This is a genomic window from Streptomyces sp. NPDC001902 (assembly GCF_042891295.1).
GTDB lineage: Bacteria > Actinomycetota > Actinomycetes > Streptomycetales > Streptomycetaceae > Actinacidiphila.
In genome coordinates this window covers 37,965-54,571 of sequence record NZ_JBIATA010000036.1, presented here as the reverse complement: position 1 = coordinate 54,571, position 16,607 = coordinate 37,965, and the positions used below count along the sequence as shown (strand labels likewise).

General features: G+C 73.6%; 19 protein-coding genes and 1 pseudogene. 10 read left to right on the top strand and 10 right to left on the bottom strand.

Going from position 1 to position 16,607, the window contains the following annotated elements:
* The first annotated feature begins 13 nt into the window (after positions 1 to 13).
* Complete coding sequence (locus ACFYYN_RS38540) at positions 14 to 841, top strand: phosphotransferase family protein (protein WP_500549480.1); 828 nt, start codon at positions 14 to 16, stop codon at positions 839 to 841.
* 30 nt (positions 842 to 871) lie between these two features.
* On the opposite strand, the gene ACFYYN_RS38535 is transcribed toward ACFYYN_RS38540, so the two are convergent.
* The 3 genes from ACFYYN_RS38535 to ACFYYN_RS38525 are packed head-to-tail and all read right to left on the bottom strand — an operon-like array spanning position 872 to position 2,364.
* Positions 872 to 1,408, bottom strand: coding sequence for a hypothetical protein (locus ACFYYN_RS38535; protein ID WP_500549479.1), 537 nt, complete (start codon positions 1,406 to 1,408; stop codon positions 872 to 874).
* Between the two features lie 44 nt (positions 1,409 to 1,452).
* On the bottom strand, positions 1,453 to 1,995 hold the full coding sequence (locus ACFYYN_RS38530; protein ID WP_500549478.1) for a hypothetical protein: 543 nt from the start codon (positions 1,993 to 1,995) through the stop codon (positions 1,453 to 1,455).
* A gap of 45 nt (positions 1,996 to 2,040) precedes the next feature.
* Positions 2,041 to 2,364: a hypothetical protein gene (locus tag ACFYYN_RS38525; protein ID WP_500549477.1), complete on the bottom strand. Its 324-nt coding sequence runs from the start codon at positions 2,362 to 2,364 to the stop codon at positions 2,041 to 2,043.
* A gap of 119 nt (positions 2,365 to 2,483) precedes the next feature.
* Here ACFYYN_RS38525 and ACFYYN_RS38520 point away from each other — a divergent pair, with 119 nt between their 5' ends.
* Positions 2,484 to 4,061 carry a Na+/H+ antiporter gene (locus ACFYYN_RS38520; RefSeq protein WP_500549476.1) on the top strand — a complete coding sequence of 526 codons (1,578 nt, stop codon included), beginning with the start codon at positions 2,484 to 2,486 and terminating at the stop codon, positions 4,059 to 4,061.
* A gap of 15 nt (positions 4,062 to 4,076) precedes the next feature.
* Here ACFYYN_RS38520 and ACFYYN_RS38515 read toward each other — a convergent pair whose 3' ends face one another.
* From ACFYYN_RS38515 to ACFYYN_RS38485, 7 genes are all read right to left on the bottom strand, one after another.
* Positions 4,077 to 4,349, bottom strand: coding sequence for a UBP-type zinc finger domain-containing protein (locus ACFYYN_RS38515; RefSeq protein ID WP_500331797.1), 273 nt, complete (start codon positions 4,347 to 4,349; stop codon positions 4,077 to 4,079).
* A gap of 113 nt (positions 4,350 to 4,462) precedes the next feature.
* Positions 4,463 to 4,990, bottom strand: coding sequence for a GNAT family N-acetyltransferase (locus ACFYYN_RS38510; protein ID WP_500549475.1), 528 nt, complete (start codon positions 4,988 to 4,990; stop codon positions 4,463 to 4,465).
* A 106-nt stretch (positions 4,991 to 5,096) separates the two neighbouring features.
* The gene (locus tag ACFYYN_RS38505) at positions 5,097 to 5,669 is read right to left on the bottom strand and encodes a Clp protease N-terminal domain-containing protein (protein ID WP_500549474.1); all 573 of its coding nucleotides are present in this window, start codon (positions 5,667 to 5,669) and stop codon (positions 5,097 to 5,099) included.
* A gap of 2 nt (positions 5,670 to 5,671) precedes the next feature.
* Positions 5,672 to 5,881: an HTH domain-containing protein gene (locus ACFYYN_RS38500; protein WP_018557908.1), complete on the bottom strand. Its 210-nt coding sequence runs from the start codon at positions 5,879 to 5,881 to the stop codon at positions 5,672 to 5,674.
* 72 nt (positions 5,882 to 5,953) lie between these two features.
* Positions 5,954 to 6,313, bottom strand: a complete 360-nt coding sequence (locus tag ACFYYN_RS38495; protein WP_500549473.1) for a DUF6204 family protein — start codon at positions 6,311 to 6,313, stop codon at positions 5,954 to 5,956.
* A gap of 179 nt (positions 6,314 to 6,492) precedes the next feature.
* The gene (locus ACFYYN_RS38490) at positions 6,493 to 6,696 is read right to left on the bottom strand and encodes a hypothetical protein (protein ID WP_500549472.1); all 204 of its coding nucleotides are present in this window, start codon (positions 6,694 to 6,696) and stop codon (positions 6,493 to 6,495) included.
* A 31-nt stretch (positions 6,697 to 6,727) separates the two neighbouring features.
* Positions 6,728 to 7,822, bottom strand: a complete 1,095-nt coding sequence (locus ACFYYN_RS38485) for a PP2C family protein-serine/threonine phosphatase (protein ID WP_500549471.1) — start codon at positions 7,820 to 7,822, stop codon at positions 6,728 to 6,730.
* A gap of 203 nt (positions 7,823 to 8,025) precedes the next feature.
* Here ACFYYN_RS38485 and ACFYYN_RS38480 point away from each other — a divergent pair, with 203 nt between their 5' ends.
* The 8 genes and pseudogenes from ACFYYN_RS38480 to nrfD all read left to right on the top strand — a co-directional run bounded on the left by ACFYYN_RS38480 (position 8,026) and on the right by nrfD (position 16,591).
* Positions 8,026 to 8,403 carry a DUF2255 family protein gene (locus ACFYYN_RS38480; RefSeq protein WP_500549470.1) on the top strand — a complete coding sequence of 126 codons (378 nt, stop codon included), beginning with the start codon at positions 8,026 to 8,028 and terminating at the stop codon, positions 8,401 to 8,403.
* 1 nt (position 8,404) lies between these two features.
* Positions 8,405 to 9,076: an SDR family NAD(P)-dependent oxidoreductase gene (locus ACFYYN_RS38475; protein ID WP_500549469.1), complete on the top strand. Its 672-nt coding sequence runs from the start codon at positions 8,405 to 8,407 to the stop codon at positions 9,074 to 9,076.
* A gap of 117 nt (positions 9,077 to 9,193) precedes the next feature.
* Positions 9,194 to 9,337: pseudogene (locus ACFYYN_RS38470) on the top strand (hypothetical protein); the annotation flags it as partial.
* 104 nt (positions 9,338 to 9,441) lie between these two features.
* Positions 9,442 to 9,972 (top strand): SDR family NAD(P)-dependent oxidoreductase, encoded by a 531-nt coding sequence (locus ACFYYN_RS38465; RefSeq protein WP_500549468.1) that lies wholly within the window; start codon positions 9,442 to 9,444, stop codon positions 9,970 to 9,972.
* 29 nt (positions 9,973 to 10,001) lie between these two features.
* A complete protein-coding gene (locus ACFYYN_RS38460; protein ID WP_500549467.1) occupies positions 10,002 to 11,171 on the top strand; it encodes a cysteine desulfurase family protein in 1,170 nt (389 codons plus the stop codon).
* 94 nt (positions 11,172 to 11,265) lie between these two features.
* Complete coding sequence (gene fdh / locus ACFYYN_RS38455; RefSeq protein WP_500549466.1) at positions 11,266 to 14,559, top strand: formate dehydrogenase; 3,294 nt, start codon at positions 11,266 to 11,268, stop codon at positions 14,557 to 14,559.
* Positions 14,556 to 15,575, top strand: a complete 1,020-nt coding sequence (locus ACFYYN_RS38450; RefSeq protein ID WP_500331816.1) for a 4Fe-4S dicluster domain-containing protein — start codon at positions 14,556 to 14,558, stop codon at positions 15,573 to 15,575. The genes fdh and ACFYYN_RS38450 overlap by 4 nt, the downstream gene beginning before the upstream one ends.
* Positions 15,572 to 16,591 carry an NrfD/PsrC family molybdoenzyme membrane anchor subunit gene (gene nrfD / locus ACFYYN_RS38445; protein ID WP_500549465.1) on the top strand — a complete coding sequence of 340 codons (1,020 nt, stop codon included), beginning with the start codon at positions 15,572 to 15,574 and terminating at the stop codon, positions 16,589 to 16,591. Before ACFYYN_RS38450 ends, nrfD begins: the two co-directional genes overlap by 4 nt.
* Positions 16,592 to 16,607 lie beyond the last annotated feature (16 nt).

Here is a 16,607-nt window from a genome sequence, read left to right as displayed (position 1 = left end):
GCCGGAAGCCCGGGTGCGACGGTTCGCGGAACGCGCCGTCGGCCCGATCGAACGGTGGACGGACACGTCCTGGCCCCGCGAGAGCAGTCGGGTGTGGCGGGTATGCGGTGCGGGCGGCCTCGTCGGCTACGTCAAGATCCACCAGAACGACCGCTTCCACCACCGGGAGGTGACGGCCTACCGGACCTGGGTGCGGGCCCTGGGAGCCGCCACGCCACGCCTGGTGGCGGCCGACGAACGACTGCGCGCGATCGTCGTGACCGCCGTCCCCGGACGTCCGCTCCACGTCGGCGTCCGGCCCCCGGAGGAGGAACAAGCGATGTTCGTCCGCGTCGGCGCGCTCGCCGCCGCCGTCCACGGCAGCGCACCGCCACTGCCCGCCTCCGGGGACAAGGGACCTGCCACGGGGAAGCTCGACCTGCACCTGGACGGCGCCCGTCCCCACCTGGCCCCGGGTGACGAGGAGTTCGTCCGCGCGCTGGCGGCCCGGGCGGCCGCGCTTCCCGCTCTCGACCTGGTGCCCACGCACGGCGACTTCCAACTGCGCAACCTGCTGTGGTCGGGCCGGCTCGCCGTGATCGACTTCGAGCGCAGCGAGCCGCAACCGGCGCTCCGTGACTTCGTACGGCTCTCCGACGCCTGGTCCGGCCGACCGGACCTCCACGAGGCCTTCCTGACCGGCTACGGGCGGGAGCTCACCCCGCTCGAGCACGAACGCCTGGCTGTCGACTCCGCCCTGGACGCCGTCTCGGGCATCCGTTACGGCGCCGCCCACGACGATCCGGAGGTCCTCGCACGCGGCCTGCGCACCCTCGCCCGGCTCCGCACGACCGGCCACTGACCCGGTGATCCGGGTCGCCACGCTCAGGTCTCACCCCGCCGGCGCGAGCGCGAGGGGCGGAGAGGGCAGCCCGAAATGGTCGGCGATGATGCGCACGGTGTGGGTACCGTCGGCGTTGAAGGCGGGGTCCGCGTCGTACCGCGGGGTGTCGCGGCCCACGATGCCCGCGTCCAGGAGTTCACGGACGAGCAGGTCGGCCGAGCCGCCCGCGCGACGGGACTCGCGTCGCATGCCGAAGTTGAAGTAGGTCCCCTCGAAACCGCCCGAAGCGTGGGTGAACTGGATCGGGTGCTCGTCGCAATGGGGGACCACGTAGCCCTGCCCGTGCGGGCAGGGGCAGGGGGGCGTGGAGGCCAGGAAGACACTTTCCACCGGCGCACCTCCCGGGTCGCTCGCACGATGTGCGTGCCGGAAGCCGGTGAGATCGCGCGCCAGTTCCCAGGCTTGCGACCGGCGCGGGGCACTGTAGGCGTCGTGGGTCAGCCAGACCCAGCCCGCCCCTGATCCGCTCGCGAGGGCAGGCCGGCCGGCCTCGGCGTAGACGGCGGCGACCGTCGGCAGCGTCATGCCCCTCACAAAGGTGACGAACGTGTTCGGGGTGAGCCAGGCCATCAGGCGCAGACCTCCGAGGACAGGGGCGGCGAGGGGAGGATGAAGAAACCGGCGATCGCCCGCACGAGGCGCGCGTGGTCCTCGTCGCGGTGGTCGAAACAGTCGTGACCGGGGTCGGCCTCCCGCGCGCACTCCGAGTCCGGACCGATGAGGTTCGCGGCCAGCAGTTCGGGCGAGAGGTGGTCGGGGTTCTCACCGCTGCGGAGCTGCGGGCTGCCGAAGGAGAGGTAGAGGACCGTACGGCCGTCGCGGAAGTAGGTGAAGGACGGCGGATGGGCCTTCGCGCTGCAGGGCTCCGTCTCGAACACGACGACCTCCGCGCCGTCACGGCACAGGCGGTTGTAGTCCACTCCGTCGTAGTCATCGGCGTCGTAGTCGTGCATGTCGTGAACCGCCCACGCCCATTCGCCCGCCTCACCGACCATGAGCGGTTCCCGCTGCGCGCCCCGCAGGCGCCGCGTCAGCGCGTCGAGGGTCATGCCGCGGGCGAAGACGAGATTCACCTCGTGCCCGGCGAACGATCCGCGCATCCAAGTCGTCATGCCGCGACTGTAGGAGTGGGCACCGACAACGGGACCGCCGGGACGTCAGCCGGCCTCCGGTGCGCCGCCGCGCTCGTCGAAGGTGAGCTCGGGCGGCGGCCTGCGAAAGCCGCGGGTCAGGTAGGCGAGGTAGCCGACGCCTAGGGCGAGCCAGATGACGCCGAGGGTGAGGGCCTTGCCGTCGAGGTGGAACAGGAGCCAGAGGTCGATCAGGGCGTCGATGGCGGGGACGACGGCGTAGCCGAACACGCTCGCGTGCTCGCCCGCGCGGCGCTTGCGCAGGTACGTCGCGATCACGCTGAGGTTGACGAAGGGGGCCGCCGCGGTCGCCCAGGACCACGTCCAGGCACTGCACCGGACGATGTTCATCGGCCTCCCCGAGGCCGTGCCGGGAGCCGCGACCGCCGAGGACTGGGACCCGGTCGCGACACCAGTACAGTCGAGCCACACGTGCGGCGTGCGCCGCCACAGGGGTGGAGGAGACGTCCGTGGAGGGGCTGGCGCTCGTCGCGCTCATGGTCGGTGCGGTGCTGGTCACCGCCGTCGCCCGGCGTCTGGGGGTGTCTCCGCCGCTGCTGCTGGTCGCCGTCGGCCTGTGCGCGTCCTTCGTGCCGGGCATCCCCGCGTACGCCATCGAGCCCGAGTTGGTGATGGTACTGGTCCTGCCCCCGCTGCTGTACTCCTCGGCACGGGAGAGTTCCTACCTGCGCTTCCGGGAGAACCTGCGCCCCATCGGGCTGCTGGCCGTGGGGCTGGTGCTGTTCACCACGGTCGCGATCGGCTACGCCGCGTTCTGGCTGGTGCCGGGGCTGCCGCTGGGCTCGGCGCTGGTGCTCGGCGCGGTGCTGTCGCCGCCCGACGCGGTCGCGGCGACCTCCATCGGACGCCGGCTGGGGCTGCCGCGCCGGCTGCTGACCGTGCTCGGCGGCGAGAGCCTGGTGAACGACGCCACCGCGCTGACGGCCTACCGCGTGGCCATCGCGTCCGTGGCCGGCGCCGGCTACACCCTGCTGCAGGGCGTCGGGGTCTTCCTGATGGCGGCCGTCGGGGGCTCGCTGATCGGTCTGGCGATCGGCTGGCTGGCCCGCATCGGGCACCGGTTCCTGCCCGGGGACCTGGCCAGTGCGCTCGGGCTGCTCGTGCCGTTCCTCGCCTACCTCGTCGGCGAGGAGGCGCACACCTCGGGGGTGCTGGCCGTGGTCGTGGCCGGCCTGTACCTGGGACACCGGTCCCCCGACACGGAGGCGACCTCCCGGCTGCAGGTGTACGCGGTGTGGAGCGCCCTGGACACGGTGCTGGAGGCCCTCGTCTTCGCCCTGATCGGCCTCCAGGTGCGGGGCATCGTCGACACGGTCGACACGGGCGTGGGGCGGCTGGTCGCGGCCGGTGCCGCGCTGACGGCGGTGACCGTCCTGGCGCGCGTCGTGTGGGTCTATCCCGCGACCTACCTGCCACGGCTGGTGTTCCCGCGGATCCGGGCGCGCGATCCGTATCCGGTGTGGCAGTACCCGGTGGTGCTCTCCTGGGCGGGCATGCGCGGCGTGGTCTCGCTGGCCGCGGCCTTCGCGGTGCCGGAGACCACCGACAGCGGCGCGCCGTTCCCCGGGCGCGACGAGATCCTGTTCCTGACCTTCTTCGTCACGGTCGCCACGCTGCTGCTGCACGGGATGACGCTGCCCCCGCTCATCCGGCGGCTCGGCATCTGCAACAAGGAGGCGTACGAGGACGCCCTGGCCGAGGCGAGCGCGCAGCACAGTGCCGCCCGTGCGGCCCTGGCGCGCCTGGAGGAACTGGCCGGGGACAAGCCCTCCCACCAGGCCGTGCTGGAGACCCTGCGGCAGACCGCGGAGGCCCGCCGCAACGCCGCCTGGGAACGGCTGGGCGGCCCGACCGGCGGGGGCGCCGAGCCTCCGAGCGTGGCCTACCGGCGGCTGCGCCGCGCGATGCTGGACGCCGAACGGCAGGAGTTCGTGCGCTTCCGCGACGAACGCCTCATCGACGACGAGGTGCTGCGTCACGTCATGCGCGAACTGGACCTGGAGGAGGCGGCACTGCAGCGCGAGTAGCCGTGGGCCCGGTCCTCAGCCCATGGACTCGTGGACGAAGCACCAGCGCCAGCTCTCGCCCGGCTGGTACGAGCGGATCACGGGGTGGCCGGTGGCCTCGTGGTGCCCGGTGGCGTGCCGGCCCGGCGAGCTGTCGCAGCATCCGATGTGGCCGCAGGTGAGGCACAGCCGCAGGTGGACCCAGTCGTGGTGTCCTGCGGCCAGGCACTCCGCGCAGCCGTCGACGGGCGGCGCGGCCGCGACGTCGGCCGGGGCCTGCTCGAGATCGGGACATGCTGCTGTCGTCACGCCGGCCCCCTGTGCCGTCTGCGGATCACTGCTGATGGACGCCCCAGGCTACGTCAAGCGCACGCCGTGCGCGATCAGCGTGCCGGGGCGTCCCACCGTGGCGGGCCCGCGGCTCAGTCGAGGAGTTCGCCCTCCAGGAGGCCCATGGTGAACATGTCGTACCACCGGCCGTCGCGCCGGAAGACCTGGCGCAGCCGGCCCTCCTCGACGAAGCCGACCTTCCGGTAGACGTGGTGCGCCGCCTCGTTCTCGGTCACGACGGTGAGCGAGATCTTGTGCAGGCGCATCTTCTCGAAGCCGTAGCGGCACATCGTGCGCATGGCGTCGGTGGCGTAGCCGCGACCCCAGTACTCCTTCTCGCCGAGGTAGATGTCGAGTTCGGCGCATCCGGTCTCGGGTTCGGCGTCGCGCAGCCGCACCAGGCCGATCAGCCGGCCGTCCTGCGGCACCTCGATCCCGTAGAGCACGTCGCCGTAGGCGTTGCGGGGCCGCTCCTCCATGCGCTTCCTCACCTGTGCGAGGGGCTGGGCGTAGTCGTCGTCCGTCCAGCGCATGACCTCGGGGTCGTGGTTCCAGCGCCACAGCGCCTCGGCGTCCGTGGGCTCCATCGGGCGCAACTTCACCAGTCGTCCGGGCACCATGGGGGCGGCCCTCCTTCGGGTCGGCATGATCGACGTCGTGGAACCCGAAAGGGTTAGCACGGTCGCCGTCGGCCGCTCAATCGATTTGCCCGCCGGGAGCGGGCGTTCAGCTCGCCTCGGCCCGGCCCTGGCCGTCCCCCGCCAGCACACGCTCGACGTCGGCCCACGACGCCCCGTGCTCGGCGAGGACGTCCGCGACCACGCCGGGGCCGATGGTGAGGGCGAGCAGGACGTGCTCGTCGCCGATGTGACGGTCGCCCCGGGCGACGGCGGCGCGCAGGGAGCGCTCCAGGACGCCCTTGGCCCCGCGGGTGAACGGTCGTCGTCCCGCGGGCCGCCACCGCCGGGGCCCGCGGCGGGCGGCGAGCGCGCCGGCGCCGTGGGCGTCCTCCACGCGGGCGACGATCGCGGCGACGTCGATGCCGAGCCCGGCGAGCGCCTCGGCGTCGGCCCGTGAGACCCCGCCGCGCCGCCGGGTCTCCCCCAGCGCCTCCTCCAGGGCCTCGCGGCGCCGGTCGACGCCGAGCGCGGCCAGGGCGGCGGAGGCCCGGGTGCCCTCCAGGTCGAGCAGCGACAGCAGCAGGTGCTCCTCGCCGATCGTCGGGTCGCCCGCCCGTTCGGCGTGCCCGACCGCGCCCTCGACGACCTCGCGCGCGCTCTTGGTGAACTTCTCGAACATCCTCAATGCCTCCCGTACTTCTTGTGCACGGCCTGCCTGCTGACGCCGAGTTCGTGGGCGATCTCCTGCCACGACCACCCCTGCGCCCGCGCGCTCCTGACTTGTACGGTCTCCAGCTGCTCCAGCAGCCGCCGCAGCGCGGCGACGGCCCGCAGCCCGACCCTCGGGTCGCGGTCGCCCGCCCGCTCGGCGAGATCGGTTGCCTCGGTCATGTCTGTCAATTTACGTTGACAGACACGGCACTGTCAACTCTGGTTGACAGTGCCGTGGGCGGGGGCGGAACGTCAGGCGTGCCCTTGTGCGGCGGCGCGGCGCTGCCGCTTGCCCAGCGGCGCCTGGGAGAGGTCCTCGGCCTGGGACCTGAGGTTCTTGTAGCCGTAGCCGCGCTCGTCCAGCCAGGCCCTGGCCGCCTCCTCCGCGCGTTCGGTCGCGTCGAGGACGTCCTCCTCCGCCTCGCCGGAGTCGACGAAGCGGAAGGTGAAGGCGGGGCGTGCCGCGATGTCGTAGCTGAGGTGGCCCTCGGGGGTGAAGGCGGCGCGCAGGACGTCGTGTTCCGGTGCGCGGGCGAGGAGTCCGGCGCGCTGCTCGGTGGTGAGTCCGTCGAAGACGCCGCGGACGGTGACGCGGAAGGTGCGTGTGCTCATCCGCCGACCTTAAGCAGCGGGCTCCGTCCGGCTCCACCGCATTTCACGGGGCCGGGCCGCGGCGCCGCGGGACCGCGCGGGGAGGCGTCCCGCGGCGTCGTGCCCGCGCGGTCAGCAGGTGGTGGACAGCGGCCGGGTGGTGGTGTTCCGGGAGGTGGGACGCAGGCCGGTGAGGCCGATCATGACGGTGGCGAAGCGGCCTGTCCGGCGGGCCGGCCGAGGGCTTCGGCGCGGTTCTCCGTCGTGGAGCCGCCGGCCACGACGAAGGTGACCGCCGACGGCATGCGGACGCCCGGCAGGCAGGTGCCGACGGCGGTCAGGGCGAACCACACGGCCGCCGCACGGGCGGGGCCGAGGCGGTCGGCGACTCGCCCGGTGGGCAAGGGACCGCGCGAGAGCCGGGCGGGCGCCGCCTCAGCTGTCGCGCGTCACCGCGAGGAGCGCCATGTCGTCGTCGGTCGGACCGCCCGCGTGCCGGTGCACGTCGTCGAGCAGCGCCTCCAGCATCTCGGCCGGCCCGCCGCGCTCCACCCCGGCCAGCCGCGCCTGCGGGTCGTAGAAACGCCCCTTGGCATCGCGGGCGTCGGTGACGCCGTCCGTGCACAGCAGCAAGGTCGAACCCGGCGGGAACGGCACCGTGTCCACCACGGCCTCTCCTTTCCCCAGGCCCTCCACCAGCAGCAGCCCGTACCGCGAGGGCTCGGCGGCGCGCACCTTTCCGCGCCGCAGGAGCAGCGGTGCCGGGTGACCGAGGTTCACCAGCCGGACGTGGTCGCCGCCGTGCGGGAACTCCACCAGGACCGCGGTGGCGAACCACTCCAGTTGCTCGCCCTCCTCGCGCCGGCTCAACTCCCGCCACAGGGCCCGCAGCATGTGCCCCGCCACGTCCGCCAGGGTCGCCTGCTCGTCCGCCGCCATCCGGAAGCTGCCGAGCACCAGCGTCGCCGCCTCCACGGCGTCCAGACCCTTGCCCCGTACGTCCCCGACGATGCAGCGCAGCCCGTACGACGTGTCCTGGACGGCGTACAGGTCCCCGCCGATCTCCGCCTCGGCCTCCGCCGCCTCGTAGCGGGCCGCGATCCGCAGGTCCCGGACCCGCGCGGGCGGTTCGGGGAGCACCGCCCGCTGGACGGCCGCGGTGATCGAGCGGGCGGAGCGCAGCCGGTCCTCGCGCGCCTCCAGCAGCCGGTTGATGAACACCGCGACCACGGCGACCAGCGAGACGGTCAGCAGCTCGCTCATCCCGCTCAGTCCCCGCAGCCGGCCGAAGTGGGCGAGGATCGCCGCGTCCGCGACGATCGCCGCCAGACCGACCACCATCGTGCCCTGCATCGACAGCAGCGGGGCCGCGAGCACCGGGGCGACGGAGTAGAACGACGCGCTCGTGTACTGCGTCGGGGTGAGGAAGTCCACGACGAGACCGCCGACGAGCACCACGACCGGGAGCAGCCGCACGTACCAGCCCACCTCGGCCGGGCCACCGAAGATCTCCTCGTCGGCCCTCCCCACGCACCCTCCCGGTATCTCCCGCTGGCGATCCCTACACGCTCCCCGGCAATCGCCACTGCAGCCACCGCAGACCCTCCCGTGGAGTGAACCGCCCGGTCAGGTACCCGTCTGGCCCCACGCGGCTACAGCCGGGGGCCGAAATTGTCGATCATTGCAGCAGGACGCACGGACCTGGTTCCCGCCACCGCCGAGGAGTCGCGCCGATGACGACGTGGACGAAGGACGAACTGGACCGCATCGAGCACGCCGACGAGCTCGCCATCGCGCCGCGGCGCGACCCCGGCACGCTGGACCCGCCGACCACCATCTGGGTGGTCCGCGACGGCGCCGACCTGTACGTACGGGCCTACCGCGGGCGCGGCGGCACATGGTTCCGCGCCGCGCAGGCGCGGCACGAGGGCCGGATCAGCGCCGGCGGCGTCGAGCGGGACGTCACCTTCGTCGAGGTCGACGACCCGGACGTCAACGAACGCCTCGACACCGCCTACCGCGGCAAGTACGGCCACTACAGCGCGGAGTACGTGGAGCCCATGGTGGCCGGGACCGCGCGCGCCGCGACGCTCAAGCTCGTGCCGCGCTGACATGACGACCATGGTCATCGTCGGGGCGGGGCAGGGTCTGGGCGCCGCCGCGGCGCGCCAGTTCGGCTGCGACGGCTTCGACGTCGCGCTCGTCTCCCGCGACCAGGAACGCGTGGACTGCCTTGCGGCCGACCTGGACAGGGACGGCGTGACCGCGCGGGGGTTCGCCGCCGACGTCCGCGACCCGATCGCCCTCGGGGCCGCTCTGGACGCCGCCGCGGCAGCGCTCGGGCCGATCGAGGTGCTGCAGTACAGTCCCGCGCCGCACCAGGACTTCATGAAGCCCCTCCTGGACAGCACGCCCGCCGACTTCGCGGGACCGCTGGAGTTCTCCCTGTACGGCGTGGTCACGGCCGTCCACGCGGTGCTGCCCGACATGCGCTTCCTGGGCCGGGGCACGATCCTCTTCGTCAACGGCGGCAGTGCGGTGCGGCCGCTGCCGTCCCGCGCGGGGACCTCCGTGGCGTACGCGGCCGAGACCGCCTACGCGCGGATGCTGCACGACACGCTGGCCGCCGAGGCCATCCACGTCGCGCAGATGATCATCCCCGGGGTCATCGCGCCCGGGCACCCGAGGAACGATCCAGCCGCGCTGGCGCGCGCCCTGTGGGCGATCCACCGGGAACGGACCGGGTTCCGGCACTTCGCGGGCGTCCTGGAGGGCGAGGGCTGAACGACGGCGCGGTGACCACCGGGCCGCAGCGGCGGCCGTCCCGAACGGCCGTCCCGGCGGCGAGCCGACTTCGGGGGTGACGGTACGTGAGGTAGACAACCAGCGCGGACACGGAGCGTGTGTGTCCGCCGCCCACGTCGCCGCCCCGAGGAGCCAGCCGTGACCCAGGAGTTCTCCGGATCCACCGCCCTCGTCACGGGCGCCACAGCAGGGATCGGGCGAGGGGTCGCGTTGCGGCTGGCGGCACTGGGCGCCGAGGTCGTCGTCCACGGGCGGGACGCGGAGCGCGGTGCGGAGCTCGTCGCGGAGCGGACGCGGGCGGGCGCGCCCGGTTCGTCGCCGCCGACCTGTCCGACCCCGGCGACGTGTTGCGCCTCGCCGAGGCGGCGGGCGCGGTGGACGTGCTGGTCAACAACGCGGGCATCTACCGGTTCGCGGGCGCCGCCGGCACCACGGCCGGGATGTTCGACCTCCACATGGCCGTCAACGCCCGCGCGCCCCTGCTGCTGGTCGGGGCCCTCGCACCCGGCATGGCCGCCCGCGGCCGGGGGGCGGTCGTCAACCTGAGCACCCTGGCGGCGAGCGTCCCCGCCCGTGGGGCCGCCGCCTACGGGGCCTCCAAGGCGGCGCTGGAGCTCATGACCCGCGTGTGGGCCGACGAGTTCGGCGCCCACGGGGTACGGGTGAACGCCGTGGCCTCCGGGCCGGTCCGCACCCCCGGAACCGTCGGGATGGGCGAGGACGCGCTGGCGGCCGTCGCACGGAACACCGTCCTGGGCCGGGTCGCCGAGGTCGACGAGATCGTCGAGGCGATCGTCTTCCTGGCCTCGGACCGCGCAGGGTACGTCACCGGCGCCGTCCTGGACGCGTACGGCGGTCAGCCGGCGATCGGCTGACCGCACCTCCTCCGGAAGGACCCTCGCGCATGAAGGTGCCGCCGCATCCCGGCCTCGGCGGGGACCGCGTCTACCTGGACCACAACGCCACCACCCCCGTCGACCCGAGGGTGGTGGAGGCGATGGGGCCCTGCCTCACCACCGGGTTCGGCAACCCCTCCAGCGGGCACGCCTGGGCCGCGGAGCCGGCCGCGGCGCTGGCGCGGGCGCGCCGCCAGGTCGCGGCGCTGATCGGGGCGACCGCGGAGGGGATCGTGTTCACCGGGTCGGGGTCCGAGGCGGACAACCTCGCCCTGCGCGGCGCGGTGCTCGCCGCGGGTACCGACCGTCCGCACGTGATCACCCAGGTCACCGAGCACCCGGCGGTGCTGGAGACCTGCCGCGCGCTGCAGCGGCTGCACGGGGTGCGGGTGACGTACCTGCCGGTGGACCGGGAGGGCCGGGTCGACCCGGCCGCGCTGGCCGCGGCCCTCACCGGGCGCACCGTGCTGGTCTCCGTCATGGCCGCCAACAACGAGACCGGCACACTGCAGCCCGTCGCGGAACTCGCCCGGCTCGCCCGCGCCCGTGGCGCGCTGTTCCACTGCGACGCCGCCCAGGCCGCCGGGAAGGTCCCGCTGGAAGTGCGCGGGCTGGGGGTGGACCTGCTGACGGTGGTGGGGCACAAGATGTACGCGCCGAAGGGGGTGGCCGCCCTCTACGTGCGCCCGGGGCTCCGCCTGGAGCCCCTGGTGTACGGGGGCGGGCAGGAGGGCGGGCTGCGGGCCGGCACCGAGAACGTCGCCCTCGCGGTGGCGCTGGGGGCCGCCGCCGAGTTGGCGGCCGCCGAACTCGCCGGCGGCGGGGCCGAGCGTGCCGAGGCGTTGCGCGACCGCCTGCACCAGGGCCTGACGCGGGCGCTGCCCGGCCGGGTCCACCTCAACGGGTCCGTCCGCCACCGCCTGCCCACCACGCTGAACGTCAGCATCGACGGCGTCCCGGCCCACGAACTGCTCGCCTCGGTGCCCCGGCTCGCGGCCTCCACCGGTTCGGCCTGCCACAGCGGCAGTCGTACGGCGTCCCCGGTGCTGCGTGCGATGGGCCTGGACGAGGCCCGCGCCCAGGCCGCCGTACGCCTGTCGGTGGGGCGCTGGACCACCGCGGACGACGTCGACCGTGCCTCCGCGCTGCTCGCCGCGGCCGTCGGCGCCCTCGCCTGATCCGGGAGCCGCCACGGACTTGCGGGCGGCCCCCCGAGCGGTAGCGTCGAAAAGGCGGACGAAGGGCAAGGCCCCCGCACGAAGGAGCACGCGGATGGGCGTGAAACGGTGGATCGAGGCATGGCCGGTGTACCGGCAGCTCACCGGGACGGACCCGCTGGGCCGGGGGAAGGCCGCGCAGTCGGCCCGGTCGGCCACGCTCGGGGCCCGCACGGAGAGCGCCGACCGGGTGGCCGGCTCGGTGTGCCCCTACTGCGCCGTGGGCTGCGCGCAGCGGGTGTACGTCAAGGACGAGAAGGTCGTGCAGATCGAGGGCGACCCCCACAGCCCGATCTCCCGCGGCCGGCTGTGCCCGAAGGGCTCGGCCAGCAAGCAGCTGGTCACCGGGCCCCAGCGGGAGCAGCGGGTGCTCTACCGCCCGCCGTACGGCACCGCCTGGCAGGAGCTGGACCTGGACACGGCCATGGACATGGTGGCCGACCGGGTGCTCGACGCACGGCGCAAGGGCTGGCAGGACACGGACGCGGACGGCAGGACGCTGCGCCGCACCATGGGCCTGGCCAGTCTCGGCGGGGCGACGCTGGACAACGAGGAGAACTACCTCATCAAGAAGTTGTTCACCGCCCTGGGCGCCCTGCAGATCGAGAACCAGGCCCGCATTTGACACTCCGCCACGGTTCCCGGTCTGGGAGCCTCGTTCGGACGTGGCGGCGCCACCGACTACCAGCAGGACCTGGTCAACTCCGACTGCATCGTCATCATGGGATCCAACATGGCCGAGGCCCATCCGGTCGGGTTCCAGTGGGTCATCGAGGCCAAGGCGCGCGGTGCCAGGGTCATCCACATCGACCCGCGGTTCACGCGGACGAGCGCGCACGCGGACCAGCACGTCACCATCCGGGCCGGCACCGACATCGCGTTCCTCGGCGGCGTGATCAACCACATCCTCACGCACGACCTCGACTTCCGGGAGTACGTGGAGGCGTACACCAACGCGCCCTTCCTGCTGAGCGAGCGCTACCAGGACACCGAGGACCTGGACGGGCTGTTCAGCGGGTACGACCCGCACACCGCCGCGTACGACGCGTCGAGCTGGACGTACGCGAGCGCCCCCATGGAGGAGCGGCCGGGCCACCACCTCAAGGAGTCGTCCGCCCCGTTCCAGCACGGCGCGGGCGGCCCGTTCATCGAGGGGGCCGCGGGAGGGATCGAGTCCGACCCCACGCTGGAGCACCCGCGCTGCGTGTTCCAGGTGCTCAAGCGGCACTTCTCCCGCTACACCCCCGAGATGGTGGAGCGCATCTGCGGCGTGCCGCAGGAGCTGTTCCTGCAAGTGTGCCGGGCCTGGACGGAGAACTCCGGCCGGGAGCGCACCACCGCGCTGGTGTACAGCGTCGGCTGGACCCAGCACTCGGTGGGCGCCCAGTACATCCGGGCCGGGTCGATCATCCAGCTGCTGCTGGGCAACATCGGCCGCCCGGGCGGCGGGATCTTCGCGTTGCGCGGCCACGCCAGCATCCAGGGTTCCACGGACGTGCCCACGCTCTTCAACCTGCTGCCGGGCTACCTGCCGATGCCGGACACCACCCACGACGACCTGGCCACGTACCTGGAAGGGGTCCGCGGCCGGGGGCAGAAGGGGTTCTGGGGCGCCGCCGACGCCTACACGGTCTCGCTGCTCAAGGAGTACTGGGGCGACGCCGCGACCGCCGAGAACGACTACTGCTTCGACTACCTGCCCCGGATCAACGGTGACCACGGCACCTACCGCACCGTGATGGACATGGTCGACGGCGGGAAGGTCTTCGGCTACTTCCTGCTGGGGCAGAACCCCGCGGTCGGCTCGGCCCACGGGCGGCTGCAGCGCCTGGGCATGGCGAACCTCGACTGGCTGGTCGTGCGCGACCTCACGATGATCGAGAGCGCCACGTTCTGGAAGGACGCGCCCGAGATCGAGACCGGGGAGATCGCCACCGAGCGGTGCCGCACCGAGGTGTTCTTCTTCCCCGCCGCCTCGCACGTGGAGAAGGCCGGCACCTTCACCCAGACGCAGCGGATGCTCCAGTGGCGCGACCAGGCCGTCGAACCGTCCGGGGACCAGCGGTCGGAGCTGTGGTTCTTCCACCAACTGGGCGTGCTGCTGAAGGAGAAGCTGGCCGGCTCGGCCGACGAACGCGACCGCCCCCTGCTGGACCTGGCCTGGGACTACGAGACGGAGGGCGACGAGCCGTCCCCGGCGGACGTGCTGCGCCACATCAACGGCATCGACCTGCGGACCGGCCGGACGGTCGACGGCTACCCCGACCTGAAGGCCGACGGCACCACCGCCTGCGGCTGCTGGATCTACAGCGGCGTCTACGCGAACGAGACCAACCAGTCCCGGCGCCGGACCTCGCGCTTCGAGACGGGCCCGTACGACGCCGAATGGGGCTGGACATGGCCCCTCAACCGCAGGGTGCTGTACAACCGCGCCTCCGCCGACCCGCAGGGGCGGCCCTGGAGCGAGCGGAAGAAGCTGGTCTGGTGGGACGCGGAGGCGGGTGAGTGGACCGGCCACGACACCCCGGACTTCGAGAAGCACAAGCCGCCGGACTACCGGGCACCGGAGGGCGCGTCGGGCGTCGAGGCGCTCGACGGCGACGACCCGTTCATCATGATGCGCGACGGGAAGGGCTGGCTGTTCGCCCCGGCCGGGCTCGCGGACGGCCCGCTGCCCACGCACTACGAGCCGCACGAGTCGCCGATGCGCAACCTGCTCTACGGCCAGCAGGGCAACCCGGTGCGCAAGGTCTACGGTCGCCCCGACAACCCGTCCAACCCGGCGCCGCCCGAGGCGCATTCCGAGGTGTTCCCGTACGTGTTCACCGCGGCACGGCTGACCGAGCACCACACGGCGGGCGCGATGAGCCGGCAGCTGCCCTACCTGGCGGAGCTCCAGCCGGAGTTGTTCGTGGAGGTCTCGCCGGAGCTGGCGGCCGAGCGCGGGCTGCGCCACCTGGACTGGGCCCATGTGGTCACCAGCAGGACCGCGGTCGACGCGCGCGTGATGGTGACCGACCGGATGGCGCCGCTGCGCGTCGACGGACGGGTCGTCCACCAGGTCTGGATGCCCTACCACTGGGGCCAGACCGGGCTCACCAAGGGCGACGTGGTCAACGACCTGATCGGCGTGGTGGCCGACCCGAACGTGTTCATCCAGGAGAGCAAGGTGCTGACCTGCGACGTCCGGCCCGGGCGGCGCCCGCGGGGGCCCGAACTGCTCACGTACGTCGAGGACTACCGCCGCCGCGCCGGGATCACGCCGGAGACCGGCACCCGCATAGCGACGGCAGGCGGCCGCGCCGAGCGGGCGCACCTCGAACCGGACCCGCCGGAGGAGCCGTCATGACGCAGGACAACAGCTTCTACGGGCCGCTCGCGGACCCCGCCGAGGACGCCGGCCACCGCGACCACCCGCCGCGCATGGGCTTCTTCACCGACACCTCCGTGTGCATCGGCTGCAAGGCGTGCGAGGTGGCCTGCAAGGAGTGGAACGCCATCCCCGAGGACGGCATCGACCTGCTGGGCATGTCGTTCGACAACACCGGCATGCTCGGCGCGAGTTCGTGGCGGCACGTCGCCTTCATCGAGCAGCAGCGGCCGCTCGGCCGCCAGGACGCGGGGCTGGCGGGGCTGCCCGTGGGCCCGTCCGCGACGGAGGCGACGGAGGAGGTGGTGGCCGACGCCCTGGAGGTCGCGAAGCGCGGTGGCGGCGACCTGGGAACCGCCCCGGTTGACCTGGGCTTCCCCTCCTTCGACCTGCCGGGCGCCGGGACGGGCGCGGAGGCCCGCAGCGAGTTCCGCTGGCTGATGTCCTCGGACGTGTGCAAGCACTGCACGCACGCCGGCTGCCTGGACGTGTGCCCCACCGGCGCGCTGTTCCGCACCGAGTTCGGCACGGTCGTCGTCCAGCCCGACATCTGCAACGGCTGCGGCTACTGCGTGTCCGGCTGCCCGTACGGCGTCATCGACCGGCGGCCCGACGACGGCCGGGCCTGGAAGTGCACCATGTGCTACGACCGGCTCCGCGACGGCATGGAACCGGCGTGCGCCAAGGCCTGCCCCACCGACTCCATCCAGTACGGCCCCCTTGACGAGCTGCGCGAACGCGCCGACCGGCGTCTGGAGACGCTGCACGAAGCGGGGGTGCCCGAGGCCCAGCTGTACGGACGCGACCCCGACGACGGCGTCGGCGGGGACGGCGCGTTCTTCCTGCTGCTCGACGACCCGGAGGTGTACGGGCTCCCGCCGGACCCGGTCGTGCCGACCCGCGACCTGGCGTCGATGTGGAAGCACGCGGGCGTGGCGGCGTCGGCGCTGCTCGCCGCCTCGGCCGCGGTGTTCCTCGGCGGGAGGCGGCGGTGAGCGGCGACCGGGCCGTGCGGCACGGCCGGGGCGGCCGCGACGACGACGGGAGCCGCGAGCGCCCCATGGTGCCGCGGGCCACGTTCCGCTCGTACTACGGGCGTCCGGTGCTCAAGCCGCCGGTGTGGGAGTGGAAGATCCCCGCGTACCTGTTCACCGGCGGGCTGTCGGCCGGCGCCGCGCTGCTCGCGGCGGGCGCGGACCTGACGCGGCGTCCCGGGCTGGCCCGGGCGGGCCGGGTCGGCGGCTTCGGCGCCCTGCTCGCGAGCATGTACCTGCTCGTCGCGGACCTCGGGCGGCCGGAGCGCTTCCACCACATGCTGCGGGTCGCCAAGCCGAGTTCGCCCATGTCGGTGGGCACCTGGATCCTCGTCGCGTACGGGCCGGGCAGCGCCCTGGCGGCCGCGGCCGAGGTGCTGCCCGCGGGAGTGCGCGCCACGCTGCCCGGGAAGCTGCTCCGCGCGGCCGCCCGCCCGGCCGGACTGTCGGCGGCCCTGCTCGCGCCGGGCGTCGCCTCGTACACGGCCGTGCTCCTGTCGCAGACGGCCGTACCGGCATGGCACGACGCCCGTGGCGAGCTGCCGTTCGTCTTCACCGGCTCGGCGGCGGCGAGCGGCGCGGGCCTGGGCATGCTCCTGGCCCCCGTGGCCGAGGCGGGCCCCGCGCGGCGGCTCGGCGCGGTCGGCGCGGCGGCCGAGGTCGTCGCCTCCCGCCTGATCGACCGGCGCCCGGGCCTGGTGACGGAGGCCTACACCACCGGCCGGCCGCACCGCCTGCGCAAGGCGTCCGAGTACCTCACCCTGGGCGGTGCGCTCACCGCGCTGACCCTCGCCCGGCGCAGCCGCGTCTGCGCCGCCGTGGGCGGACTGGCCCTGATGGCGGGCAGCGTCCTGCAACGCTTCGGCACCTTCGAAGCGGGCGTCACCTCCACGAAGGACCCCGCCTACGTGGTGAAACCCCAGCGCGAACGCCTCCAGGCACGCGCCGAGGACCACGACGGTCCCGCCGGGACGTGACCCCCGGGCACCCGCC